Annotated in this window: 28 protein-coding genes; 19 read left to right on the top strand and 9 right to left on the bottom strand. The window is 34.1% G+C overall.

The features are described from left to right. Position 1: 1 nt before the first annotated feature. The 4 genes from U9P79_03725 to U9P79_03710 all read left to right on the top strand — a co-directional run bounded on the left by U9P79_03725 (position 2) and on the right by U9P79_03710 (position 4,339). Positions 2-652: a FlgD immunoglobulin-like domain containing protein gene (locus tag U9P79_03725; protein MEA2103734.1), complete on the top strand. Its 651-nt coding sequence runs from the start codon at positions 2-4 to the stop codon at positions 650-652. A gap of 47 nt (positions 653-699) precedes the next feature. Then, entirely contained in the window at positions 700-1,464 is a 765-nt protein-coding gene (locus U9P79_03720; protein MEA2103733.1) for a motility protein A, read from the top strand. Between the two features lie 203 nt (positions 1,465-1,667). Then, complete coding sequence (locus U9P79_03715) at positions 1,668-2,972, top strand: HAMP domain-containing sensor histidine kinase (protein ID MEA2103732.1); 1,305 nt, start codon at positions 1,668-1,670, stop codon at positions 2,970-2,972. Positions 2,973-2,977: 5 nt separating this feature from the next. Next, positions 2,978-4,339, top strand: coding sequence for a sigma-54 dependent transcriptional regulator (locus U9P79_03710; protein MEA2103731.1), 1,362 nt, complete (start codon positions 2,978-2,980; stop codon positions 4,337-4,339). A gap of 184 nt (positions 4,340-4,523) precedes the next feature. Here U9P79_03710 and U9P79_03705 read toward each other — a convergent pair whose 3' ends face one another. The 4 genes from U9P79_03705 to U9P79_03690 are packed head-to-tail and all read right to left on the bottom strand — an operon-like array spanning position 4,524 to position 7,664. Beyond that, complete coding sequence (locus U9P79_03705) at positions 4,524-5,258, bottom strand: hypothetical protein (protein MEA2103730.1); 735 nt, start codon at positions 5,256-5,258, stop codon at positions 4,524-4,526. A 10-nt stretch (positions 5,259-5,268) separates the two neighbouring features. Further along, entirely contained in the window at positions 5,269-5,640 is a 372-nt protein-coding gene (locus U9P79_03700; protein ID MEA2103729.1) for a response regulator, read from the bottom strand. 21 nt (positions 5,641-5,661) lie between these two features. Continuing rightward, on the bottom strand, positions 5,662-6,819 hold the full coding sequence (locus U9P79_03695) for a PAS domain-containing protein (protein MEA2103728.1): 1,158 nt from the start codon (positions 6,817-6,819) through the stop codon (positions 5,662-5,664). Beyond that, positions 6,816-7,664 carry a transglycosylase SLT domain-containing protein gene (locus U9P79_03690; GenBank protein MEA2103727.1) on the bottom strand — a complete coding sequence of 283 codons (849 nt, stop codon included), beginning with the start codon at positions 7,662-7,664 and terminating at the stop codon, positions 6,816-6,818. The genes U9P79_03695 and U9P79_03690 overlap by 4 nt, the downstream gene beginning before the upstream one ends. A gap of 300 nt (positions 7,665-7,964) precedes the next feature. On the opposite strand from U9P79_03690, the gene U9P79_03685 reads away from it, so the two are divergent. The 15 genes from U9P79_03685 to flhB all read left to right on the top strand — a co-directional run bounded on the left by U9P79_03685 (position 7,965) and on the right by flhB (position 21,267). Beyond that, positions 7,965-10,118, top strand: coding sequence for a flagellar biosynthesis protein FlhA (locus U9P79_03685; protein MEA2103726.1), 2,154 nt, complete (start codon positions 7,965-7,967; stop codon positions 10,116-10,118). Continuing rightward, positions 10,108-11,265 carry a flagellar biosynthesis protein FlhF gene (gene flhF / locus U9P79_03680; GenBank protein ID MEA2103725.1) on the top strand — a complete coding sequence of 386 codons (1,158 nt, stop codon included), beginning with the start codon at positions 10,108-10,110 and terminating at the stop codon, positions 11,263-11,265. The genes U9P79_03685 and flhF overlap by 11 nt, the downstream gene beginning before the upstream one ends. Positions 11,266-11,272: 7 nt before the next feature. Next, positions 11,273-12,178 (top strand): AAA family ATPase, encoded by a 906-nt coding sequence (locus U9P79_03675; GenBank protein ID MEA2103724.1) that lies wholly within the window; start codon positions 11,273-11,275, stop codon positions 12,176-12,178. A 32-nt stretch (positions 12,179-12,210) separates the two neighbouring features. Continuing rightward, entirely contained in the window at positions 12,211-12,468 is a 258-nt protein-coding gene (locus U9P79_03670) for a hypothetical protein (GenBank protein ID MEA2103723.1), read from the top strand. Between the two features lie 9 nt (positions 12,469-12,477). Then, a complete protein-coding gene (locus U9P79_03665; GenBank protein MEA2103722.1) occupies positions 12,478-12,738 on the top strand; it encodes a hypothetical protein in 261 nt (86 codons plus the stop codon). Beyond that, complete coding sequence (locus tag U9P79_03660; GenBank protein MEA2103721.1) at positions 12,725-14,491, top strand: hypothetical protein; 1,767 nt, start codon at positions 12,725-12,727, stop codon at positions 14,489-14,491. Before U9P79_03665 ends, U9P79_03660 begins: the two co-directional genes overlap by 14 nt. 36 nt (positions 14,492-14,527) lie before the next feature. Then, complete coding sequence (locus tag U9P79_03655; GenBank protein ID MEA2103720.1) at positions 14,528-15,226, top strand: flagellar motor protein MotB; 699 nt, start codon at positions 14,528-14,530, stop codon at positions 15,224-15,226. Positions 15,227-15,244: 18 nt separating this feature from the next. Next, complete coding sequence (locus U9P79_03650) at positions 15,245-15,925, top strand: flagellar basal body-associated FliL family protein (protein ID MEA2103719.1); 681 nt, start codon at positions 15,245-15,247, stop codon at positions 15,923-15,925. Between the two features lie 33 nt (positions 15,926-15,958). Next, on the top strand, positions 15,959-16,951 hold the full coding sequence (fliM, locus tag U9P79_03645; GenBank protein MEA2103718.1) for a flagellar motor switch protein FliM: 993 nt from the start codon (positions 15,959-15,961) through the stop codon (positions 16,949-16,951). Between the two features lies 1 nt (position 16,952). Beyond that, positions 16,953-17,822 (top strand): flagellar motor switch protein FliN, encoded by an 870-nt coding sequence (fliN, locus tag U9P79_03640; GenBank protein MEA2103717.1) that lies wholly within the window; start codon positions 16,953-16,955, stop codon positions 17,820-17,822. A gap of 97 nt (positions 17,823-17,919) precedes the next feature. After that, positions 17,920-18,318, top strand: a complete 399-nt coding sequence (gene fliO, locus U9P79_03635) for a flagellar biosynthetic protein FliO (protein MEA2103716.1) — start codon at positions 17,920-17,922, stop codon at positions 18,316-18,318. After that, positions 18,315-19,049: a flagellar type III secretion system pore protein FliP gene (gene fliP, locus U9P79_03630; GenBank protein ID MEA2103715.1), complete on the top strand. Its 735-nt coding sequence runs from the start codon at positions 18,315-18,317 to the stop codon at positions 19,047-19,049. The genes fliO and fliP overlap by 4 nt, the downstream gene beginning before the upstream one ends. Beyond that, complete coding sequence (locus U9P79_03625) at positions 19,049-19,318, top strand: flagellar biosynthetic protein FliQ (GenBank protein ID MEA2103714.1); 270 nt, start codon at positions 19,049-19,051, stop codon at positions 19,316-19,318. Before fliP ends, U9P79_03625 begins: the two co-directional genes overlap by 1 nt. A gap of 65 nt (positions 19,319-19,383) precedes the next feature. Further along, entirely contained in the window at positions 19,384-20,166 is a 783-nt protein-coding gene (fliR, locus tag U9P79_03620; GenBank protein MEA2103713.1) for a flagellar biosynthetic protein FliR, read from the top strand. Positions 20,167-20,172: 6 nt separating this feature from the next. Beyond that, positions 20,173-21,267 (top strand): flagellar biosynthesis protein FlhB, encoded by a 1,095-nt coding sequence (flhB, locus tag U9P79_03615; GenBank protein MEA2103712.1) that lies wholly within the window; start codon positions 20,173-20,175, stop codon positions 21,265-21,267. Between the two features lie 250 nt (positions 21,268-21,517). Here flhB and coaE read toward each other — a convergent pair whose 3' ends face one another. From coaE to U9P79_03590, 5 genes are all read right to left on the bottom strand, one after another. After that, on the bottom strand, positions 21,518-22,117 hold the full coding sequence (gene coaE / locus U9P79_03610) for a dephospho-CoA kinase (protein ID MEA2103711.1): 600 nt from the start codon (positions 22,115-22,117) through the stop codon (positions 21,518-21,520). After that, complete coding sequence (gene cdaA / locus U9P79_03605) at positions 22,098-22,844, bottom strand: diadenylate cyclase CdaA (protein MEA2103710.1); 747 nt, start codon at positions 22,842-22,844, stop codon at positions 22,098-22,100. Before cdaA ends, coaE begins: the two co-directional genes overlap by 20 nt. 1 nt (position 22,845) lies before the next feature. Then, positions 22,846-24,045 (bottom strand): dihydropteroate synthase, encoded by a 1,200-nt coding sequence (folP, locus tag U9P79_03600; protein MEA2103709.1) that lies wholly within the window; start codon positions 24,043-24,045, stop codon positions 22,846-22,848. Between the two features lie 136 nt (positions 24,046-24,181). After that, positions 24,182-25,390: a PLP-dependent aminotransferase family protein gene (locus tag U9P79_03595; protein MEA2103708.1), complete on the bottom strand. Its 1,209-nt coding sequence runs from the start codon at positions 25,388-25,390 to the stop codon at positions 24,182-24,184. Between the two features lie 185 nt (positions 25,391-25,575). Further along, positions 25,576-26,881 (bottom strand): TldD/PmbA family protein (locus U9P79_03590; protein ID MEA2103707.1); only part of this gene is annotated, 1,306 nt, incomplete at its 5' end.

Below are 26,881 nucleotides of genomic sequence, written 5' to 3'. Positions count from 1 at the left end.
AATGTTATTCCCAATACCAATGGTAGATACGATAAATACAGATCAAGAATTTGAAGTAAGTTCTTTATCCCAAAAAGATTTTTATAATATTTTACTAACTCAAATTCAAAATCAGAATCCACTCGATCCGCTAAAAAGCGAAAAGATTGTTTCGGAAATTTTACAGTTTTCAAATTCAGAAAAAATGGAAAATATCAGTAAAGACCTTCAGGCTATCCTGAGCGGGAGTAAAGAACTGAATCCCTATCAATTATTGGGGAAAAATGTTATTGTTGAAGATAATCAAATCAAAATTCCCGATTCTGGCAACGTGATGCTTGGCTATGGAATCGCATCGGAAGGTAGCCAAGGTTATATAGAAATTATGGACACGAACGGAAATATAGTGCAAAGAATTGAATTATCATCAGGGCAACTGCAGGCGGGAGATTACCTTTCGTTTCAATGGGATTGTGTGGACAATGACGGCAACAGAGTTGCAACTGGAAATTATACGTATAATGTGATTGTAACGGATGCTGACGGGAAAACGATTAATTCATTCTCCGAAACCCAAGGGGTTGTTGATTCGATCCGATATAATAACAATAAACCGGTGATGGTTATCGGAGGGAATTTTTATGATCTTTCCGATATTTTGGAAGTATCATAATTCTCACAGATTAGTGAATATATTTATTTTTTGGGGGATTTTGATTTATGGATAAAGGAAGTGTGCTCGGCATTGGTGGAGGTGTGATTCTGGTCGTCGCTTCAATTATGATGGCAGGCGATATTGCTGCCTTTATCAGTATCAGCTCAATACTTGTTACTATTGGTGGTTCTCTCGCAGCGGTTTTGGTAGAAACCTCGTTAGAAGCGGTTATAAATACACTAAAAACCATGAAATTTATCTTTTTTGAGCAGATATCAGATACAAAAATGGTAATTGATTCTTTGGTCAAACTTGCCGATGTTTCCAAAAGAGAAGGATTATTGGCATTGGATGATAAAATTCAAACGATCGAAGATTCTTTTTTGGCGAACGGATTGATTCTCGCAGTAGATGGTAACGATCCGGACACAATCGTTGACTTGATGGAAACAGAGATCAGAGCTATGAAAGACAGGCATAAAGAAGCCCAAAATGTAATGAATGCCATGGGAAAACAGGCTCCGGCTTTTGGAATGATTGGCACGCTGATCGGATTGATCGGAATGTTATCAGGTTTGGATGATCCAACCAAGATTGGAAGCGGCATGGCTGTTGCCTTGATTACAACATTCTATGGTGCTTTTGCAGCTAACCTGTTTTTTATTCCTATGACTGGAAAATTGATAAAACGAACCGATGGAGAAGTCAATCAGAAAAAAATAGTGATTGCCGGTGTTTTGTCAATCCAGATGGGTGAAAATCCGAGATTGATCAAGAGAAAGTTAATGACTTTTCTTCCGCCGGATGAGCGAGAAGTTGATGAATTATAGATTTTATGAAACAGCATGAACAGAACGCTTTGGAAAAGCGTATTACGTTTCTCCGAAACGGCACGACACAACGCTTTGGAAAACCGTATTACGTTTCTCCGAAACAGCACGACGAAACACTTTGGAAAACCGTATTACGTTTCTCCGAAACGTTATAAACGAAACAATTTGGAAGAACGAATCGCAAATGGAAAGAGCATAAAATGGACAAAGAGTTGCTAAAAGACGGGATTATTCCACTCCTTGAAGCCTTCAAGAGTTTTGAAAAAAATTCTAATAGTTGGCAATTGTTATACAGAAAATTGGAAAAAAGTTTTGATGGTTTACGAGATGAATTTGAGAATCAAAACCAAGAGCTCAAGGAATCGTTGCAGAAAAATCTTGTTTTAAAAAATTATCTATTACAAATTATTGATAATATTGATGTTGCAATAATTGTTTACAATCCGAAAAAAGAGATAGTATTCGTAAATTGCTTTGCTGTAAATTTTTTTGAAAAGGATGCCAAGTCACTTATTGGATATAATGGTGAAGAAATTTTAAATAGTTGGTTTGAAATTACTAATCTGCAACAAACTTTTACTTCTGAAAAAAATATTACAAAGGAATCTGTAATTTATAAAGAGAATTTTATGGAATATAGCAACATCTGCATTTTTTCCGATGATGAAAACAGTATGTTTGATAATTGGCTGGGTGTGATCCAAATTTGCTATGATGTTACAAAAATTCACAAAAAGCAAAAGCAACAGTTTCAAAGTCAAAACGAAACTTCGCTCAATTTGATGATGTCAAATATTTCTCATGAAATCAAAAATCCTCTTCTTGGAATTTCTACTTATCTCGAGGAACTGGCTTGTATGGATTGTAATAAAAATAATCCCCAAGCTGCTAACATGCTAAAAAAGAGCAGAAAAGGACTTACTAGAATAGATGAAATCATCAAATCTGTAATCGAATTCGAAAAATTTGCAGAACCCACTTTTGTTCGCTACGATCTTATGAAAGTAATCACTTATGTAATTCAGGGATTGAAAAATTCGAAGAGGGGATCTCAGACTAATAGCAAGCTTCAAACAGAAAATTTTGGCGAAAAGCGGATTGAATTTGTTAATAATATTGGTCAAAAAAATCTGTTTCTGGAAATTGATATTTTTGCAATGAAAAAAGCAATTACTAATATTATTAGCAATTCTATTGACTCAATTGTGCATTCCGGAAAAATTGTGATAAATGCAAATTATGATAGTTGGAAAAATTGTTGCTCTTTATTTATCCATGATACAGGTGGGGGGATTGAAAAGAAAAATATGAGTTATATCTTTGATCCCTTTTTCTCAACATACCCCAACAAAATAGGATTAGGATTGACGTTTGCAAAAAAGGTAGTCGAAAATCATAAAGGCACTTTCAAAGTGAATAGCGATTCGCAAAACGGAACAACATTTGAAATAGAATTACCAATTATCCAGAAAGTAGATTTTTCAGATAACGAAAAAGGAATTTAGCAAGCATGAATTATATTAATAACATCTTATTGGTAGATGATGAAGAAATGAATCTTGATGCTCTTCGCTTGATTTTAGAACATTATGATTTTGATATTTTTTCTGCAAATAGTGGAGAGAAAGCAATAGAAATGATACAAGACACGGAATACGATGTTATCATTTCCGATGTTCGCATGCCCGGTATGTCCGGACTGGAGTTGTTGAAAAAGGCAAAAAAAATCAGCCCAAATACCGAAATCATTGTAATTACGGCTTATTCAAAAATCTCCGATGCAGTTAATGCGATAAAGAGCGGTGCTTTCGATTATATAGAAAAGCCATTTTCGCGGAATAAACTGGATATTACTCTTCAGAAAGTTGATCATTTCAAATCCTTAAAAATGGAAAATCAATTATTGCGAGAAAAGTTTTCGGAACATTCTTCTTTCAGCAATATTATTGGTAGAAGTTCAGCTATGTTAGAAATTTTTGAAACCATTAAACTAATCTCGAAAACTTCTGCAACTGTTCTTCTTCAGGGGAAAAGTGGTACTGGAAAGGAAGTCATCGCTAATGCAATTCACACTAATAGTAATCGAGCTGATAAAAATTATGTGAAATTGAATTGTGCTGCCTTGCCGGAAAATTTGATCGAAAGTGAACTCTTTGGATATGAAAAAGGTGCATTTACAGGTGCCACAAAGACTCATATCGGAAAATTTGAGTATGCGGATAAGGGGACAATCCTACTTGATGAAATAAGTGAGATGCGTTTGGATCTGCAAGCGAAACTATTGCGATTTCTTCAAGAGAAAGAATTCACAAGAGTAGGAGGGAATAAACCGATAAAAGTGAATGTGAGAGTAATTGCAACATCAAATACTGATTTGAAAGAATTGTTAAATGAAAAAAAATTTCGCGAGGATCTTTATTATCGTTTGAATGTGGTTTCAATAAAAATACCCTCTCTGAATAAAAGAAAAGAAGACATTCCCTATTTAGCCGATCATTTTATCAATAAATATTGTATAGAACACGATAAGGAAAAAAAACAGCTTTCAAATGGTGCTCTTACAAGGCTTAAAAACCACAATTGGGTTGGAAATGTTCGAGAACTCGAAAACACGATGGAACAAGCAATCATATTCTCTAAAAATAATGAAATATCTCAAGATGATCTTAATCTGGAATACAACTCCTTTTATATACCTGAGGATCAGGTACTGGAAAAAGATATTCCCTTAGCAGAACTTGAAAAGATGAAAATTTTGCAAACTTTAGAAAAATACTCTGGTAATAAATCAAAAGTTGCAGAAATTCTGGGTGTTACAACAAGAACATTAAGAAATAAACTCAAGGAATACGAAAAAGAAAAGGGCTTGTAATATCTACCTTATTTAAAAAAAAAGACTCACAACTTTCGTGGGTCTTTTTTTTTGAATGAATATTATTCTTCGAAAAAAGAAAATACAACAGTTCCGATTAAAAGATCAAGCAATAAATCTTCTTAAAAACTTGAGTTAATCCACCGGTTGGCGGGATTAACCCAAGTTTTCTGCCAAAAAAAAATCAATCGAAAAGGTCGTCAATCAGTTTTTGAGCATCCTTTTTATCTCTGAATTCGGCATCCTTATCAAAGTGTATAGTTTCTTCTTCAATTTCTTTTTGAATTTTTTCTCCGTCCTTACCCTCAAGGTTTGTAAGCATAACGAGCACGTGACCAAGTTTTTTTTCAGTTTCATTAAGCACTGACAAAATTCCTTGAATCTGTTGATTCGTTATGTCTTGAAATTGGAGGAAATCCATAATCTGGAAAGTGTTATCCTGATTTTCGTTGATCATTTCAATTATATTATCAATAATTTCCTTATTTTCTTTAATTCCTTCTAATTTATCAATAATTCCATTTTGAGAATCCATCAGTTTTTCTGTAACATCCAGAATATTATTCGTAGCACTTTCTGTAGCATCTGTTACTTTACCCAATTGCGCACTGGTTTTTTCCAGCATGCTATCCACAGAATTTTTAATACCAACCCTGCTTAAGCGGATACTATCCACAATCGTATTAATAGTTTCGGTAGCTTGCTCAATACTCAGAGGAAGTTTATTAACCTGTTTTGTCAAAGAATCAAATATTTCAAAAAGCGTTTCCAATTCAATATAATTTTTGTCAGATTTGGTAGCTTTGATTTCTGCAAATTTATCTTGGGCTTCATTTGCAGTATTCAAAATGTTAGTGAGAATACCCCAAAAATTTTGGGTGATTAAAGCTGCTTTGTCTGCGTTTTGATTTGTTTCCATTATCACTCCTTTATTTTAGGATCTTATCCAATTTTTCTTTTAAAACAGTGGGGGTGAAAGGCTTGACAACATAATTGCTTACACCGGCTTTCATTGCATCAATAACATCTTCTTTCAATCCACGAGTAGTAACCATAAGAATTGGTATGGTTTTCAATTTGTCAGTGCTTCTTACTTTCTTTGTGAAATCAAGCCCGGACATTTCCGGCATATTCCAGTCGGTAATTATAGCATCGAAACTTTCTTCACCAAGTTTTTCCAAGGCTTCAACACCGTTTGCAGCTTCTACATAATTCCTGTATTTCAAACGCTTCAAAGAGTTCCCTATGATTCGACGCATAGTTGCAGAATCATCCACAATGAGGAATTTTGTCTCAGACATATTACTTCTCCTTTTCTTAGTTTAATTAAATATTGGCACGTAAAAGAACAAATTTGTTCCTTGATTTTCAGGCAATGAAATCGCTCCGAAAAATCCTATATGATTTTTTACAATAGAATATATAGATCCGAATTCTTTGTCAATATCTTTCACGTTTCTTTTTTGTTGAGTGAAATTTTTTATAGTATTCTGAATAATCTTACTATTCAAATCAATATTGTATAATGAGAATGTAATTTTTATATAATCCCCTGTATCAAGGCCAACAATGGGATTTCTATTATCAACCTTTTTTCTCGAAAGATCCATAAGAATATTTTCACTTTCATGGATATTTTCTAATTTGCTCAAAAGATGGTTTACCATTTCAAAAAGTTTTGCTTTTCGCAATGTGTAAAGAGATAACATTTCATCCTCTCCGTAAACTTTTGCATTTGAATTTTTCCATTCATCCACATCTTCTGTAGTTTCAATATACGTATTGGAAGCCTCCGGAGGTTTGAATTTTATAAGTTGGTCAATATTCTCAATTGAATTTAACACAAAAGAATCTCGGTTTTTTAGAAATTCCAAATATTCTTTTACCAGCACATTCGATTCTTGTACGGACATTGTGGCATTATAGAAAAACTTATTGGAAATTTCTTGATTATGAAGAAATTTTAGACCATGCTGAATGAATTTATTGGTGTTAGCCATAATGGTTTGTAGATTAGTTACTATACCCCTCGACAGAATTTCAAAGGAATTGATTCTTGCGGCTTCTACTTTTTTTTGCATTAGTTGTAAAGATTCTGTAATATTTTTGTATAATATTATTATTGCTTTTCTTCTTCTGCCTAAAGTAACCGGAATATAGGTTGCAGTTACAGCGGTTTTGTTTTCATCTCTTGCTTTTAAGATCACCTTCTTATTTTCAATTGTTTCACCAAAAAGAATATTATTAAATAATTCGTTAATTTCTTCTCTATCCTTCTTGAAAACTAAATAATCAATAAGTTTTTTCCCAAGAATATCATTTTGACTAAATCCGAAGATGTTTTGAAAACTGCGGTTTGCAGACATAACCGTTAGGTTCTCACTTACGACCACCATACCGTCGGTAAGTTTATTCCCAATTCTGCGAAAGAAAACTCTCAAAACTTGCTCTTGATTTTCAATATTTTCCACAGAACTCATTTAGTATCATTCCCCTCTAATTTATTAAAAATTGTTTTCACACTGTTTACATAATTTATCGTCTCCCTAAATGGGGGGATCCCATTATATTTTTGAACATTTCTCGGTCCTGCATTATAAGCTGCCAGACTTGAATCAATATCTGATTTAAAAATTTTGAGCATTTTCGCTAAATATTTTGTTCCTCCGTTTATATTATCTTTGGGATTAAATACATTCTTTACATTCATATCTTTTGCAGTTCCGTCCATCAGTTGCATTAATCCCTTTGCACCCACATGTGAAATTGCATTAGGATTCCCGGCGGATTCACGCAGAATTACAGCTTTAACTAAATTAGGATTTACATCATTTTTCTTCGCCGATGCATTGATAATATCCAAATACGGTTTAAGAATTTTATTAATCGCCTTTTCAAAATTTGTCATTATTGCTTCTGTTACGTGAATATCTTTGGGATTCAATCCTATTTTATCTGTAACTGTTTGAAAATTTTCTTTAATTTTATTAAATATTATCTGTGAGGGTGAATCAGATTTAGATAACAATTTCGCATCTGGCATTTCACCTGTGATGCTTTCATATATCTCGGAAGATATTCCTGTTTGGGATGAATTTGCAAGCAGTTCGGCTATTCTCGAATAGAGCATACTGTTAAACATATCAAGTGAATGGGAGTTTCCAAATACACCTTCGGTTTTGCCATTCTGTTGCATCATCTGAAGCATTTGATTCAGAAATATTGCTTCAAACTTTTTGCAAGTGCTCATTATTTTTTGTTTGGATTGAAAATCAGTTGTTTCCACTAATGCGGATGCCGGATTATGTAAATTTTCAACGATCATTATTTAACCTAATCTTTCATGATTTTGAGAATAATAAGGAAAGAATTATTCATTATTTCCACATTCAAGGAAATAATTTCCTCTTGATAAAAGTTTGCTGAATATCGAACCATGTGTACAAATCATTCGTTCTAAAGGCATTTTAATCATATATTCCATTTCTTGACTTATATATTTCATTATTAGTATGATTTAGCAAAAATCCTGCCAAAATGTCAAAGTGTTGGATATTTTACACAAAAATTAGTTTTGGCAAGATAATTGCTTTGTTAAGTTAGAAAAAGAAAGGATTTTCAGAATATGGATCTGATAAGATTGTTAAAAGCACGAATTGATGTTCTGATTAGCATTGCAATTCTTGGAATTGTGATTATGCTGATTTTGCCAATTTCACCATCGTTTTTAGACGTTGCACTCGCTTTGAACATAACTTTATCCATTACGATTTTTATTACGGTAATTTATATCCACAAACCTCTGGAAATTTCTTTTTTTCCGGGTATGCTTCTCATCATTACTCTATTCAGGTTATCCCTGAATGTATCTTCCACCAGATTGATATTGGGTGATGCGGATGCCGGAAATATAATTCACACTTTCGGGGATTTTGTCATCAAAGGAAATTATATTGTAGGTTTTATGATTTTCATCATTCTTATTGTCATAAATTTTATTGTTATCACCAAAGGTGCCACCCGCATATCCGAGGTTGCCGCTCGTTTTACTCTCGATTCGATACCCGGCAAGCAAATGGCAATTGATGCAGACCTAAATAATGGCTTGATCGATGAAAATGAAGCGCGAGAGCGTAGAAAAAAAATATCTGAAGAGTCCGAATTTTTCGGAGCAATGGATGGAGCAAGTAAATTTATCCGGGGAGATGCAATCGCCGGTATCGTAATTACACTTATAAATATTGTTGCTGGTTTGGCAATTGGTGTTTTCCAAAAAGGATTTTCTTTTCAGGAAGCTCTCCAGACTTACACCACACTAACGGTAGGGGATGGACTTGTTACCCAAATTCCGGCTTTGGTCATTTCTACATCAGCTGGTTTATTGGTAACCAAAACTCCTACAGAACAGAATGTTGCATCAGGTATTATAGAACAACTTACAAGAAAACCAGTAGTTTTATTTATAGTTTCAGGAGTTGCATTCTTTTTTGGAATTATTCCCGGAATGCCCTTTATTCCCTTCTTCCTGATTTCAATAACTGTGGGAAGCATTGCATATTTTAGGCGTAAAAATTTGCAACAAATTGATTTGGCACCTGCAGAAGGAATGGATGTAGTTAAAACCGAAAAAGACAAATTAGTAGGAACATACATTCAAGTTGATCCGATTAGTATTGATCTCGGAAGTAATCTATTGAATTTTGTTTCTGACGAAAATCCAAACAGTATAAAAGACAGAATACCAATTATCCGAAAACAGCTCGCAATGGATTTGGGAATAATTTTGCCGAAAGTTAGAATTCGTGATAGTATAAAATTGAATCCCAATGATTACACTATAAGTATTCGGGGTAATGAAGTTACTCGTTTTTCCTTAAAGGAAAATTACTTTCTCGCTATTCCTCCCGTAGGAGATGAGAACGAACTGCGCGAAGAAGATAATGTGCTGGACGAAATTCATTTTGAAGCAAATGAAAATACTTTTTTCCCAAATGCTTTGTGGATCAATGATGAAGTAAAAAAGGAAGCACAAGAAAAGGGATACAAAATAATCCCATCTTCAGAAATATTAATTTTACATTTTATGGAAATCATAAAGCAATATGCTTTCAAATTTATTACCCGCGATCTGGTAAACGATTTAGTGGAAAATTTGCGGACCGATAATCCAAAACTGATTGAAGATACGATTCCGGAACCAGTTTCATTTAGCCTCCTTCAAAAAATTATTAAATATTTAATCTCCGAAGACATTCCAATAAATGATCTGGGTTTGATTATTGAGAATGCTGCCGAATTGCTAAGAATAACTCAGGATGCAGAATTGATAACCGAAGAAATACGCTCCGAATTGAAAGAAACAATTGTCCAAAGATTTATGAATGAAAACAATGAAATAATCACGTTTATTTTGGATAGCAAATTGGAGAAAAAGATCGGGGCATCATTGCAGGAGGCAGCTATCAAAAATGCACATCCGAGTTTACATCCAAATATCGCGAATGAATTCTTGGTTGAAATAGAAAAAGTTGTATTGCAATCTCAACAGAAGAATATTAAACCCATTCTTATGGTCGCTCCGAATATCAGACGATTTGTTTCCAAGCTGATATCATCTTTGTACGATGGAGTTATAGTCCTCTCCTATGGCGAACTTCCCCCTACGACTGATATAAAATCAATTGGGATGATTTCAATCCCCTCCCTTCACCCCGAAGGAAATTCCGATATTAAAGACACAGAAACAAATAAAAATGGTGAGGAAATAGATGCGAGTTAATACTTTTTATGGTAAAAGTGTGCAAGAAGTTATTGAACAAATCAAAAATGAATTTGGTGAGGATGCTATTATTTTAAAAACCGAACATCTCGGATCAGAAAAAGTAAAAAACGGAAACATTATAAAAGCAATTGCAGCCTATGATGAACAATTAAATTCCAAACAAATTCAAAAATCACCTAAACGTCGAGACCGTCAATTGTATGGCACTAAAAAACATTCACAAGACATGGACGCAGATGTTTCAGGAAATAAAAAATATGATTTCGATTTGCTCAAGGAGGATTTTCATAAGTTGCAGCAGGAATTTATCGGCATCAAGGATAAATTTCCCGATAAAGAAATTGAGTTTACTCCAAAAGTTTCCGAATATTTCAATAGGCTTACCAGAAATGGGACACATCGTTCTATTGCAACAAATTTGATTGCCGGGGCTGAAAAGAAAATCCTGAAGAGCAAAATCACCGACACTGTCTCAATTAAGGGAATCATTTCTGATGAGATTAATTATCATCTCAATATGAAAAAAATCGAAGTGAAGAAAAAGCCATTGATTATTGCAGTCATTGGACCAACAGGTGTGGGAAAAACAACTACGATTGCCAAATTAGCTACCAATGAAAATTTTTTTGGTAATTATAACACAGCTCTTTTTTCAATTGATACATTCCGGATCGCAGCTATCCAGCAGTTACGCACATTTGCCAATATTTCCAATATCCCCTTTGAAATCATATACAAGAAAAAAAATCTTTTTTCCGCCATCCAGCGAAATCAGGATAAGGATGTGATTCTGATAGACACAATCGGCAGAAGCCCCAGAAACAGTGAATCCATTTTGGAACTTCTAAATTTATTCGAGGGCGTTGCCATTGATGAAATTCATCTCATTCTGAGTGCAAACATGAACGAAAGAGATATGTATGATGCTTATAATCGCTACAAATTAATTGGAAATGTGGATAGAGTAATTTTTTCAAAATTGGATGAAACTTCTCAGCCGGGTGTAATGCTAAACTTTCTTATGATGAATGAAGTTCCTTTGGCTTATTACACGAATGGACAGAATGTACCTGATGATATTAGAATAATTTCCGAAGACAATTATGTTAATCTGTTTTTTCAAAATGAAAGTAATTTGGTGTAATGAAATTATGAATGAAAAAAGTTTTTCGCAAACTGATAACAGAATTTCTTATCCGCTTGATCAAGCAGAAAATCTAAGAAAATCTGCTCAGATCATAAAAAAAAGAGAGTCAAAACTTTTCGACTCGAATTCAGCATACAAAATTGCAATTGCAAGCGGTAAGGGAGGTGTAGGAAAATCAACGATGGCTATGAATATCGCCATTTCTATGCAAAGCATCGGACGATTTGCCTACAAAATTCTTCTTGTTGACGCAGATATAAATCTGGGAAACCTTGATATTATGCTTGGTCTAAAATTAGGGAAAAATCTTCATCATGTATTTGAAAATGATCTGAATGTGGAAGACATTATCGTCAAGCATGAATCCGGCATTGATTTCTTGCCTGCTACTTCAGGTTCTATAGAAATTTTGGATAATGAAGAGGTCGCGATAGATCGAATCCTGAATGTTATCCGAAAACTGGAAAAAAATTATGATATAATTATTTTTGATTGTCCCGCTGGAATCGATCGGTTTGTTCTCGATTTTATTAATTTTTCAGACGAAACTTTGATTGTGATCACTCCCGAGCAATCTTCAATTGTAGATGCGTATGCATCCATAAAATTAGCAATTTTGGAAAATGAGGATATGCCCATCCATGTTGTGGTGAATGAGGTATCCGGTAAAAACGAAGGGGAGGAAATTTTCGACAAATTGAATCTTGTCATAAAACATTTTCTCTCCAAAGAAATAATTCTGCTTGGATATACAGAAAAAAGTGAGGATTGTATTCAAGCGGAAAAAAAGCAAATTCCGGTTGTGAAGTATAAGCCAAATTCATCAGTAGCAAAAAATATTAAATCAATTTCGAGTGCGATTTTTAACAAATTTAAAAAATTTCACTCAAATAAAGGGAAGATAAAATAAAGGAAACGATAATTCAAATTATCATTCAAGAAATGAAAAACTCAAATATTATCAAAATCTGTTTGCTTGTTACAGTAGTTGGAGCCATGATAAATCTGCTAAATAATGCAGTCTCAATCAATGTATTGATCAATGGTTTGATAATTTTTGTTTCTACATATTTGCTGATCCTGTTCGCTCAGTTGATCATCACGATAATTTCAATCTCCATTAATCAAAAAAAAGGTTTCGATGTTAAGCCAAAAGATAATTCCACCCCAAAAACCAAAAAGGTTAAGAAAAAAAAGTAAGAAGGAATTATGTCAGATCAAGAACAATTAACATCCATTAGCAAACCGGATCAAAATAGAACCGTTGGGGAGCTCTCAAAAAATAGTTTCGGTGATAAAAGCGATAGAAAGCAACCCAAAAAAGAAAAAATTAAATTAAAAAACAAAAAAAAATCTAAAGAGCAACCTGTGGTTAGAAAACATTCAACAAAATCCGATAAAACTTCATCTAAACCAAAAACGGATTCAAAAGTTACTGGAAAGGGAATGGCAATCGATGTTTACGTTTAAAGAAAAAATTTCAAAAAGTATTTTTATAATTATGCTCATATCTGTTTTATGGGTTACCAATGCGGAGACGCTTGTTGTGGAAAAAAAACATGTTCAGGATGATTTTGTTCTTACTTTTCTCAATGATAAAAATTTTTCGTGCAACATATCTTACTGCAATTCATTATGTGTAATTACCCTAAAAAACGCAACTTTTTCAGATATGGAAAAGTTACTAATGCAAAACATTTTTGCAAACGAACCGTCTGTGAACAAATTTAGTATAAATTACACTAAATATGATGTGAATATTTTTATATATTTCAATTTCAGTATTTCGGCAATCTATAAAGAGGATTTTGGAAAAAAATTGCGTAAGTCAAATCCCGAACAAAATCTCTATCCTGATCTGAATGAATATCTTTCATCTAATCCTCTGATAATTTATTACGATATTTCTGCAGAGCGAGATTCCGTTGATCTGTTTACAAATCAAATCGGAGGTAGGTTTGATTCTAAACTGAAAAATGCATATCCTTTTTTTCATTTCTATGATTTGAATTATTCTGAGAGAGGAAAAAATGTTAGAAAAGACCTGAATATAATCGAAGAGGAAAATACTCCGGATTATATTTGGAAATATAGGAAAAAATTTGCTAAAAAAATCTATGAAAGCAAAACAAACTTTGTTTTCTTGAATAATTCTAACCTCCTTCTAATCAATTTTGACTCACAGAATAAAACCACAACGCATTCAACCCCTTTCGGCTCGGATGAGAAAATCATTTTTGGAGAAAAGATAACGATAATTCCGGCTCACTCAAATTCGATCTCAGATGCCAAAGAGAAATCAACTAAACAGACAAAGAAAAGAATTGTAACTAACGAGCGATATGGTCACGATTTTTATTACGGCAAAAGGTATTTCCAAAATAAAGAATACGATAAAGCGATAGAATCTCTTGAAAAAACGGTCAGTAAAAATGAATATTCTGAGGAAGCTTTGCAACTACTTGCTGTTTTGTATCAAACGATTGGAGATTCAAAAAAATGCGAATCAACCTACGCTCGTTTGTTGAAAGACGTTAATTCGGATAGACAAAAATCCGGTCTAACATCTTTACTCACACTTGCTTTTTGGAAAAATTTCTTTAATAATATTCAGATACATAGAACAAATTTATTTATTCTTATTCCGGTTGGCATTTTTATTCTGGCTCTTATTGGATTCATTTTGTTTAAATTGTTTTCAAAAAGGAAAAAGAAAATTTCTTCTATGACTGATGATGAACCTTCAACGGAAAAGAAAAAATCAAATAAAAAGGAAAAAACCAAGAAGTTAAAGAAAACAAAAAAAATTAAGAAAGATAAAAAAGTAAAACGAATAAAAAAAAGTAAAAAAAAGAAGAAAGGTGAATTCCAAAAGGAAGAAGACAATTCAGCTAAAGATTCTGAACCTGTTGATGATGATTCTAATAAAGAGGAACCGGAAGAGAAATCGGAGCAACCTGCTTCTGAAATTCACGAAAAAGAAAAGAAGGATGAAACCATAGATGAAATTGAAGAGGAAACCAAACCTTCTGAAGACAAATCTAATCCGGCTCAGAACGAAAAAAAACGTCAAGCGGAAGATGAACTGAAACAAAAAATCGTAGAACTTCTCAAAGAAGGCAAATCTACCGATGAAATTGCGGAGTTATTAAATGTGGGAATAGAGGAAGTTCGTTTGATTAAAAAATTCAATTCACCAATTAAACAAAAAGGAAAAATATAATAATGTGTTTATGTCTTAAAGGAATGGTAAATAATCATGGCTGAAGAAGAAAACGAAGTTAAATGTGAAGAAGGATCACCGGCTTGGATGACAACCTACGGTGATATGATGACTTTGCTACTCACCTTCTTTGTGCTTATTGTATCCTTTTCATCAATCCAGACATCAATGTTTCACAAAGCAATGGGTTCACTACAAGGTGCTTTTGGGATTACTAAACCAGAAACCAGCGTACCTTCTTATCTTCCGAGGCCAGCAGCAGAATTACGAGAAAGGCATAAATTGCTTTTAACCGTTCAACAGATGGAAAAAGCATTGGAAAGTGGAAAAATTCCCACAAGTGCAGTTGTAATGAAATATGATCTTAGCGGCATTTTTATGGATATTAATGATAGTTTGCTATTTGCAAAAAAAAATGCCTTATTAACTTCTCAAGCGGAAAAACTTCTTCTTTCCCTTTCAGATATTTTAAGTTCAAAAAGTAACATTAATATTGATGTGCGAGGATTTACAGATGACACCCCGATACATACGCCCGAATTTTCATCTAATTGGGCATTATCAACTGCACGAGCTGTGGCAGTAGTAGAATTTCTACAAAAATACGGCAATATTGCACCAACTCGTTTGAGTGCAACAGGTTATGGTGAATACAGACCCCTTGTTCCGAATGATAATCCGGAAAATCGTGCTAAAAATAGACGAGTTCAACTTTATTTAAAACTGAGAATATAATTTAATAAGTGAGATATTATGGCAGACGAAAAGATAACAACAGAAGAAGAAACTGAAAACCAAAAGAAAGAACCGAAAAAAGCAAATCCCAAATTAAATTTTGCGAGTTTAAGGCAACTTATTCAAAAAAAGTTCAAAGTTATTAAGGTTTTTAATCTGAATTTGTACATTTTAATTGCGATAATAGTTATGCAACCTCTTGTGGGATTGGGAATAATGAGATATGTTGTTTTAAAAAATTCCATACTTACTCCCGAAAAAATAACTTCTCTTTTGCAAACTACTGTTTTGGATAGTTTAAATAATTATCACGAAAAAATCGCTAAATTAGAAATTGAAAAAGAAGAAACATTAAAAGAGGAGAAAAAGAAAGAAAAAAAGGAGAAGCATAGTTTGGGTACGATGTATGAATTGGATGGTGAAATAATCATCAATCCCAAAGACACCTACGCAATTCGATTTATGGTTGTGGCAATTGCTTTGGAATTAACAGATAAGATGAAGGGGGATGACTTGAAGACATGGGAACCGATTATCAAGGATAATATTATAGAATGTATGATGAATAAACGAATGGATTATTACACAAATCCTTCAAATATAGTTTTGCTAAGAGCCGAAGTAAAAGAATTGATTGAGGAAATATTAGGAGAAGGAACTATAGAAAATGTTTATTTCCCCAAATTTGTTTTACAATAGGAATAAATTTTAACATGAAATTAAGGAGTTTGAATGAAAAAAATATTATCGCAGGATGAAATTGATGCCTTACTCGTTGATTCCGCAGACGAAGAGGAAACTGAAATTGATCTGGATGTGCTGGAGAAGAAAAGTAAGAAGATCGCCAAGAAAAAGATTCGCAGATATGACTTCAAGCACCCGGAACTTCTTTACAAGGCTCAATTCAGAATACTGAAATTTATCCATGATACGTTTGCCAAGAGCTTTAGTGCAAATTTAAGCGCTTCTCTTAGAACTATTGTCGATCTGGAAACATTGTCAGTTGATCAAGTTCGCTACAATGAATATATGTCGGCATTTGATGAATCCACCTGTCTTTACACAATCACTTCACCGGTTATGGGTGATGCTTTAGTCGAAATCAACTCACGATTTGTTCAACTCATTGTAGATAGAGTTTTTGGTGGAACAGGTGAAGGGAATTTCTATGAACGATCTACTACAACAATAGAACAAAAGACAATGAGGAAAATTATCTTCCAACTTATCAATAATCTGAACATCTCGTGGAGAAATGTAGTTGATGTAAATTATCAGTATAAAGGCTTTGAAACCAGTCCGCAACTTGTGCAATTAACACATCCGAATGAAATCACAATCGTTCATTTTTTCGGTATGGAATTCGCAGGAACAAAATACACGATGAATATTTGTTATCCCTATTATGCAATGGAATCAATAATCAAAGGAATTTCCACACAAAAGATCAGAGTAAAAAGTGTCAGTGAAGAAGAAAGCAAAAAAATAAAAAGCACTCTTTATAATAGTAAAATTGATTTTTTAGCAAAAATAAAGCCAGTAAATATTACGATAGGAGATTTTATGCAACTTAAAAATGGAGATTTGATTGTAACTGATCATGAAGTAAAAGACGAATTGCCAATTTTCATTGGTAAATTTCCCAAATATTTTGGACGCTTAATAAAACATGGAAAAAGAAAAGCGGTTCAATTAACAAGAATTTATGAAGAAGGAGGATATTAAAATGCCAGCCAATACAAATAATGAAAAAATCCAAGAGAGTATCAACAAAAATTTGGTTATTAGCCTAGCTGAAGTTCTGGAAAAAGCAACTGACAAAAAAATTTCGGTTTCAAGTTCTCCAAAATCGAACTTCGAATCAAAACAGTTAAAGCAGCTTCTTAGTGAAAACTTTATCATCGTCCCCGTTACGGTAAAAGGAGATAGTAACTTAGAGATTGAAGAAGTGTTTGCCCTTAGTCCTTCCACAACTGCTTATCTCGCAGATTTGTTAATGATGGGTGACGGAACAGCCACCTACGAGAGTTCCCAACATCTTGATGCGATCAAAGAATTGTTCAACCAAACTCTTGGTTCTGTAACTTCTGCAGTAAAATCCGAAAATGAAATTAGTTTAGAATTTACGAATGTTGATTCACTCGAAGTTGGATTGGATGCTCCAATCTGGGGAAAAATACCATGGAGTTCTTACCTGCTAAACATTCAGGACACGGAGAGTGAAGAAGTGAAGAATTTACTCCATTTAATTAGTAAACCCGCGACAACAAGCGAAATTGCGGAAGATGACAAACCTCAGATTGAAAAAAGTGTGTCCCGGAAGGGAAAAACTCTTGGTAGAGATATTAGCATGCTTGTTGACATCTCCCTTCCTATTGTAATAGAACTCGGACGCGCCGAAATGCTTATGGGAGACATATTGGAAATCGGCCCTGGTTCAGTTATCGAACTCGATAAAACCAGCGGTGATTATGTGGACGTATATGTAAACGACAAAAAGTTTGCAAAAGGCGAAGTGGTTGTAGTGGATGAGAACTTTGGTGTGAGAATAATGGAACTTATTTCTGCTGAAGATAGATTAAAAAAACTTAAATAGCATGCCAAACCGAAAATTATGCCTAAAACAGATTTTTTACGGGAGAATAATACGTTTTTTAATCACATTAGTTGCCAGTTTCTTCCCGCTAATTCTAATGGGACAAGAGGATCAACTCCCTGCAGATAGCCTCGTATCAGTAGATTATTCCGGAGTAGAAGGAATGGGAAAATTGTTTTTGTTTTTCCTGCTTATAATCGCATTATTCATTCTCTTTATTTATCTTATAAAAAAATTCCGCATTTCTCAATATGGCAAATCTGTTCCTACCGATGATATAAAAGTAGTACACACGCTCTATATTGACCAAAAGAAAAAAATATTATTTCTTAAAATGTTTGAAGAGATCTACGTTCTTGGGAGCTCTGATAATAATATCAATCTGATTACAAAAATAACAGATTCTGAAACATTGCAGAAATTCTCGAACGACTCCCAAAATATTTCAAAACGCGTTAGTTCAAAATTTCAAAAAATATTGAAAAAAAGACAATGAAAAAAATCACAGTATTTTCATTACTACTCATTATGTTAGTTGCTCCCCTCGTAGCTGCCCCAATTCCCGGTGTTAGTTTAGATTTGGCTACAAGTGATTCCCCGGAAAACGTAGCGGTCTCATTAAAAATTCTCGGTTTGTTAACCGTACTCACTCTGATACCTTCCATATTGATAATGATGACCTCTTTTACTCGCCTGATCATTGTGTTTCAATTCGTAAAACGAGCTTTGGGATTAAATCAATTACCAAGCCAGATACTCATCGGTTTGTCATTATTTCTCACATTTTTCATCATGTCTCCTGTTTTATCTAATATAAATAAAAATGCTCTCCAGCCCTACATGGAAAAGAAAATTACTCAGAAAGAAGCTCTTAAAGTAGCTGAAACCGGGATAAAAAATTTCATGTATAAGCAAACGAGACAAAAGGACATACAATTATTTATCAAGCATTATCAAATGCCTAAACCGGAAACGCGTGAAGATTTACCCCTTACGATAATGATTCCCGCATTTATGATAAGTGAATTGCGAATTGCTTTTCAGATTGGTTTTATCCTGTATCTTCCTTTTTTAATGATAGATATTATTGTGAGTAGTGTCCTGCTTTCTATGGGAATGATGATGCTTCCACCAATGATGATCTCGCTACCAATGAAAGTGCTTGTCTTTGTGCTGGCAGATGGCTGGTATTTGCTGGTGGGTTCATTAATGTCAGGTTTTAAATAATGTCACAGCAATTAGCACTCAATTTACTGCAGGAAACAATTAAAATCGGTATGACTGTTACCGCACCCATCTTGCTTACAAGTTTGGTCGTGGGGCTAATTATCAGTATTTTTCAGGTAGTAACTTCAGTACAGGAATTTACCTTGACTTTTATCCCAAAAATTTTGGCTACTGCGCTTGTCGTGATTCTAATTTTACCTTGGGCTACCAGTTCATTTGTTTCCTTTACGAGAATGCTGTTTCGCTACATAATTCAGGTTGCCAGATAAGGCTGAATAAAAAGTTCCGATGAAAAAGCAAACATCGGCGGATTAGAAAATCCATAGGTAAAAATATGCCTGAAATTCCTTTAGAAAAGATCGAGGTATTTCTGCTTATTCTTTTTCGAGTAAGCACAATGCTGATTTTGATGCCGGTTTTTTCATCCAAAATGATTCCGGGAAAAATTAAGATTGCAATTTCTTTATTCATTGCTTACATTTTATTCCCCACAATTGCAACGAGTTCTGCTATTTTTCCTCTTCAAAATATATTACAATTTTTTATCCTGGCAGTTCAGGAAATTTTTATTGGCATAACCGTGGCTTTTGTGTGGCATTTGCTCTTTTTTAGTCTTAGAATTGCCGGAAGTATAACCGGTTTTCAAATGGGATTTTTTGTCGCATCAGTGATAGATCCCAATGACGGATCGCAAACTCCGATAATTTCGGAATTATATTTTATCGCAGGCATGCTTATTTTTTTTGCGATCAACGGTCAGCATCGTTTGATAGAGTCATTGATTTATTCATTCGAGAAAATTCCATTCGGAAATCTTTTTGCCGGACAATCCTTACTTAATAATCTTACTGGGCTTTTTCAAGCAACTTTTATATTTGCGCTTCAAATAGCTTTCCCGATTATGGCAACTTTACTCTTGGTTGAAATTTCTTTTGGATTTATCACAAGAGTTGCACCTCAGATGAATATTTTCATGGTGAGTTTTCCGCTGAAAATTGGGATTGGGATATTTATTCTTATGTATTCAATGCCGTTTTTACGCTATATTTTTTCTAGAACTTATAACTATTTTTCTGTAAATGTAATAACAATTATTAAAATATTAGGTTCGGGGTAAAAAATTATGGCTGAAAATAACGATAGAACCAAAGAGGAAAAAACAGAAGAACCTACTCCATATAGGTTGCGGAAAGCCCGGGAAGAGGGGAATGTAGCAAAAAGTACAGATTTGAATTCTGCCGCAATTCTTCTCAGCTCATTGTTGCTTTTCTACTTAATTTCTGGAACTTTAATGGAAAATATAACCAATTCTTTTCAACGGATTTTTACTCTTTCATCAAATTTTGAACTTAATATAAATTCATTCCTTCTTTTTGCTCCCAAAATAATTTTATATACTTTAAGTATTTTATTTCCAATTTTCGGAACACTTTTTCTGGTGGGATTACTGATCAATTTTATCCAAACAGGTTTTGTTTTTGCCACTAAGCCACTTAACCCGGATTTTTCCCGAATCAATCCGGTGAATGGATTTAAAAAACTGTTTAGTCTGAAAAATCTTTTTGAGGTTGTAAAAACAATTTTAAAGATATCCATAGTGGGAGTAATTGCCTATCTGACTTTAAAATCTGAGTTGGGGAAAATATTATCGGTTGCTGATCGCACCTCTTGGCAGATTTTCAAACACATTTCCAACACAGCACTCACTCTTGGGTTTCGATGCGGTTTTGCAATTTTAATTCTTGCAATTATTGATTTTATTTACCAACGTTACGATTATCGAAAGAACCTGCGGATGACTCCTCAAGAAGTTCGGGAAGAGCAAAAAGAATTGATTGGAAATCCGGAAATACGGAGAAAAATTCGCAAAATTCAAATAATATTATCGCGACGCAGAATGATGAGAAGCGTGCCTGATGCGGATGTGATACTTACAAATCCAACCCATTATGCGATTGCTCTAAAATATGATCCGAAAAAGATGTCCGCTCCAATGGTGCTTGCAAAAGGAAAACTCAAAATTGCCATAAGAATTGCCCAAATTGCCAAAGAAAATAATATTCCTGTACTGGAAAAACCCGAACTAACGCGCAGTTTATTTCCAGTTACAGAAGTGGGTAAAGAGATTCCGGCAGAATTTTATGAAATAGTTGCAGAAATTTTAGCCCAAATTTATAAAAGAAGCGGAAAAGCTAATTCACGAATGCACACTACATAGGGTGCATCCGTAAAGTAGGGATTCGACGCAGATGAACACTGAAAAAACCGATTTTCGCAAGATAAAATTTTTTTGTAAAAAGTGTAATATCAGCGTCTGCCCCGTTGAATGCTTTGTATTTTAATATTCAACAGGGGTTCATCAGCATAATCAGTGTTTATCTGCGTCGAATCACATTCGGAGAATCATTGCAAAAATGCGAGTTTACGAATGCACACTACTTAAGTAAAATTCCCCTGTTTTCGGTTTTCTAACCACCCGAATAATCTATAATTTTCTTCCAGACAATTTCCAATTTACTATAAAATTCATGCTTAGTGGAATTATTAGAAATCAAAAAATCGCATTTGCTTGTATCAAATTTTTGAGCTCGTATTCTTGCTTCTGCATCTTCTCTGGAAAGATTTTTATAATTTTCTAATCGCTTTACCCTAGTTTCATATTCAGCTTTAATAATAACGATAAAATCACAAAGATTGTCCGTTTCCCAGTCCAGCAATAGGGCAGCATCAATTATCACGAAACGATTGTGCAGAGAATTTACTCGTTGTTGGATTCTTTCTATCAAAACGGGATGAACAATTTCATTCAATTTTTCTAATTTGGATTTATCACTGAAAACAAGTTTTCCTAATTTTTTCCTACTAATTTCCCCATCAGCTAAGATTATCTTTCCGAAGGAAAAAACAAGTTCATTCTTTATTTTAATTTCTTCCAAAATTTTATGCCCCAATTTATCCGCATCAATAATTGGAATTGATTTTTCTAAAAAAAAATTGGTTGCAGTTGATTTACCACATCCAATTCCACCGGTTAATCCTATTACGGTTTTATTCGCCAGTTTCATCATGCAATTTCTGTGAAAGTATATCTATGGAAATATCTTCGTGGATCAAGCCGTTCTTCACAGTGGAAATCTTCCCGGTTTCTTCTGAAACGAGTATGACGAAAGCATCAGTTTGTTCGGAAATCCCTATACCAGCCTGATGACGCGTTCCGAATTCATGCACATACTTTTTTTGGGTAGTTAAAGGAAGAATTACTTTTGCTGCTACTATACGGTTGTCTTGAATCACGATTGAACCATCATGTAAAATTGTCCTCTCGTTAAAGATTGTGAGTATTAATTTTTCGGAAATAGACGCATCAATTTTTTCACCTGTCATTATATAGTCGTCTATTCCGACTTTTAGAACAATTACAAAAATTCCTCCGATGCGATTGTGGGACATTGTGCGGATTGCATTAAGCAATTCTGTGAACTCAAAAGTTTTTTGCGGAGGGAATATGCCCTGAAAAAAAGCGTTTTGCCCAACTTTAACCAAGCTGGCACGAATTTCTTGCTGGAAAAGAATTATTATTATCAGAAACCATGAATCTTTAAAGATTTTGACAATTGAACCGAGTAAAGAAAGATTTAGAAATTCCGCCAAAAAGTAGAATATCAAAAGAACAACGAGAGACCAAATTATATGATATGTTTTTGAACCTTTAAATAACATTACAATCCGATAGAAAATATAGGTTACTATCAGAATATCAAGGATATCAAAAAAGCTTGGAGTAAGAAAACTCATATTATGTTTTCCTTAAAGCGTCTATCATTTGAGCCATTTTTTTGTTTTCCCTCACTTCATGCACTCGAAGGATATTTACTCCATTCATTATTCCGTAACTGTTTACGGCTAAGGTGCCTTCAAGTCTTTCTGATTTCTCCGATTTTAGAATTTTTCCGATAAAACTTTTATTTGAACATCCAAGTAAAATCGGCTTGCCAAGACATTTGAATTCCGATATCCGTTTTATGATTTCCATGTTATGCAAAACGGTTTTACCGAATCCTATGCCGGGATCAATGATAAAATTATTTTGATTTATTCCGGCATTTTCACCGATTTGAATGCTTCGAGATAAAAAATCAATAATATCTTCAATCACATCGTTGTATTTAGGATTTTTTTGCATATTTTGGGGAGTGCCCTGAATATGCATGACAACGACAGGAACATCGGAATATTGTGCGATGGTTGAGGCCATTTTTTTGTCAAAATTCAAACCGCTTATGTCATTTATAATATGCACTCCAGTTTGGAGAGCCTTTTTTGCAACTTCGGATTTGTATGTATCAACTGATAGGGGAATGTCGAATTTTTTTAGAGATTCTTCGATAATTGGCATTATGCGTTCTAATTCTTCGGCTACAGAAATTTTTGTTGCAAACGGACGAGTGGATTCACCCCCAATATCAATTATGTCCGCTCCGTTTTCAATCATTTTTTCGATGTGTAAAATGGCTTCATCTTTCCGATTATGTTTTCCTCCATCATAAAAAGAATCAGGAGAAATATTTACAATGCCCATAATCAAGGTCCGATTTAGATTAAGTTGGTATCCCCGAGCATTAATGAATTTTTCCTGCTGTTTATTTCTCAGATAAAGAAGTTGTTGAATATCTTTACGCAATTCGGGAATTTCAAAAATGTTTTGATGGGATAATTTGTTTAGCAATTTTTTTATATTATTTTCGTTTCCGAGAATTATCACATCAGAGCGTTCTATCTGACCATTGACTACACCTCTTGCTACAGCAGCATCTCCACCAAGACTGAGCATATCTTGCTTGATTATATTGGCAGCACCTGTTTTAACGTGTTTCAATTTGATTACCAAGCCGAACGCTTTGTCAGACATCGCCCGAATTCCTTGTGATGAAACTCCGACTTTTTTCATTTCGGTAATAATTTCGTTTTGATTAGTCAGATGAAGAATTCTGTTCATAAAATAAATTTGTGGTTGGTTAAGGTGTGTACAAATTTTGTTTCAGCATGGTTTGTAATCAAAGAAAACTTAAGTCAATCAGCGAGTTGCCGGATTGACCTAAGTTTTACTTATTGAATTAATCTAAGAAATTAATTTACTTTTTATGATCCCTTATAGTTTGGGCGAGACGTTTTGTGCCTTCTTTGATTTGCTCAATCGTGGCATAGGAGAAATTAATCCGCATTGTGTTTTTTCCGGAATCATCACAATTGAATGCAGAACCGATCACAAAAGCCACATTTTGTTCAATAGCTTCCTTGAATAAAATTTCCGAATCATATCCCTTGGGCATTGTTACGAGCAAGAATAAGCCACCTTCCGGAACTGTCCAAGAAACACCATCGGGCATGTGTTTTTCAAAGTATTCAACGATGAGATTGCGTTTTTCTCTATACATTTCGATAATTTTTTTAATATTTTTTTGCAGGTAACCCTTTTCCATAAAACGACCTATAATACGTTGTGAAAAAGTTGGGGCACAAAGATCAGTAGATTGCTTTGCAATAACAAGTTTATTGATGATATCAGGATGGGCAATGATCCAACCAATTCGGAAACCGGGTGCGAAAATTTTTGAAAATGTTCCAAGCAGAAGAACGATTCCTTTGTCATCAAGGGAATACATCGTGGGCACATGTTCGCCTTCAAAGCGTAATTCACGGTAGGGGCTATCTTCAATCACCAGCACTTTATATTCTGAAGCAATTGCCAGAATTTCTTTTCTACGTTCCAAAGTCATAGTCATTCCGGCAGGATTTTGGAAATCCGGAACAATGTAAATGAATTTTGGTTTTTCACCTTTTTGTTTTAATTCTGCCAATTTTTCACGCAAAATTATTGCACTCATCCCATCTTCATCCTGTGGAACTCCAATCATTTTTGCTTGATAGGCATTGAATGCACCCAACCCACCAACATATGAAGGTAGTTCCACGATTACTTTATCTCCGGGATTAATAAAAATTTTTGAAATAAGATCAAGCCCTTGCTGGGAGGATGTAGTAACAAGTAAATTCTTGTTTGTGATGTCCATTCCTGCATTTTTTGAATGTATGATAAGTTGATCAACAAGGACTTTATCACCCTCTGTAGAACCATATTGAAGAGCAATTTCCGGCTCGTTTATCAAAATTTCATTGACCACTTCTTTTACCTCTTCAACTGGAAAAGATTGAGGAGATGGCAAACCACCGGCAAAAGAAATTATTTCAGGTTTTGCGGTTAGTTTTAGCAATTCGCGGATTATTGATTTTTTCATGCCTTTGGCACGGTCTGAGAATACGTTCTGTAAATCTAAATACATAGTTACTCCTGTTTTATGAATTTTTTTTAAAAAACATCAATGAATATTTTGTTGTCAAGATTTGTTAAAATATATCACCTAAATATTGAGTAGTTAAATTCAGATAAAAAATTATTTAAGTTAAGTGCAATATTGAAGAAGACTTTTATCAACTCTACAGTTGGTGATTCAACTCAAGATTTTGGTTAAAATTCTGTGGAACTGGAAAAATTAAAATTGGAGATTTTCATAGCTGGGACCAAGAAGCCACCCCCAAAAAAGCCACCGGCAAATTCTCGGTTTTGACTAATTTCTTCGATATTGGAAAAGATTTTTAAAACGCTATCGGTAAATCTCATATTTTTCAATGGTTTAGAAATTTTCCCGTCTTCTACCAAAAATAATCCATCTCGTGTCATTCCGGTAATCACCAATTCCATTGGATCAATCAGATTTGAATAATGAAAGTGGGTTACCAAAATTGCTTTGGATGAATTTTCAATCATCTTATTTAGAGAACTTGTACCATTTTTCACAGACATTGCAAATGGATAAGCACCTTGCTGCGGTAGGGGAATCGCATGGCAATTGTTTTCCACTCCGGTTTGTTTTGCAATCCAACGATTTGTAACAAAGTTTTTTGGAATCCCCTTTTCAACCAAGATTACTTTTTGGATAGGTGAACCTTCATAATCAAAAGGCTGGCAGGTGATTTCCTGATCGAAAGGGTCATCAATAATGGAGAAATTGTCGCTAAACACTTTCTTGTTCAAATTCGCTTTTAAAAAAGATGTCCCTTCCATATAATCCATTCCGTTGAAACCTTTCCATAGTAAAAACATAATAATTTCCGCCACTGCAGCCGGTTCGAGAATCACATCATATTTGCCCGGGTCAATTTTATTTGGATATTTGCTCAAGTTTGCTTTTTCAATGGCGATCATAGCGGATTTTTCCACATCCACATCATTCACATCTTTTCTCAGAATTTCATTCCAACCAGATGCAATTCCGTCTATTGCTGTAATACTGAATTCTGTCTCAGTTGAACGGTCATAAGCGAACAAACCGTTTGAGTTGGCAATTGCAAATTCCTGCAAAAAATTTGAAAAAATACCGGATGCTTCCATTTTATTTTTTTTACAAAGAGTTACAGCCTTAGAGACCATTTCAGCACGTTTTTTGGCAGTAAAATTTTTAGTTGCTTCTGAAAAATTGTCTTTCGGCTTATATTCTTGAGCTGGCAAAAGTGGTAGTAGTTTTTGATTCTCATGCTGCAATTTAGTGGCATCTATTGCATTTGCCAATGTTTTTTTCAGAGCGTTTTCGGTGAAAGAATTTGTAGAAGCGCTAGCTGTTTTCTTCCCGATTATAGTTCTTATGCGAATGCTGTTAGATTCATTATCTACATTCTGATGAATATAATTATTTGCGAATCGCGTTAAAGCATGTTTTGATTTTGAGATAAAAATTTCTGTTTCGTCTGCTTCGGAAATTTCAAATATTTTTTGT

It is taken from the genome of Candidatus Cloacimonadota bacterium (genome assembly GCA_034661015.1).
Lineage (GTDB): Bacteria > Cloacimonadota > Cloacimonadia > JGIOTU-2 > JGIOTU-2 > JAYEKN01.
Note: the sequence above shows the minus strand (reverse complement) of the source record. Positions and strands in the feature narration are given on the sequence as shown.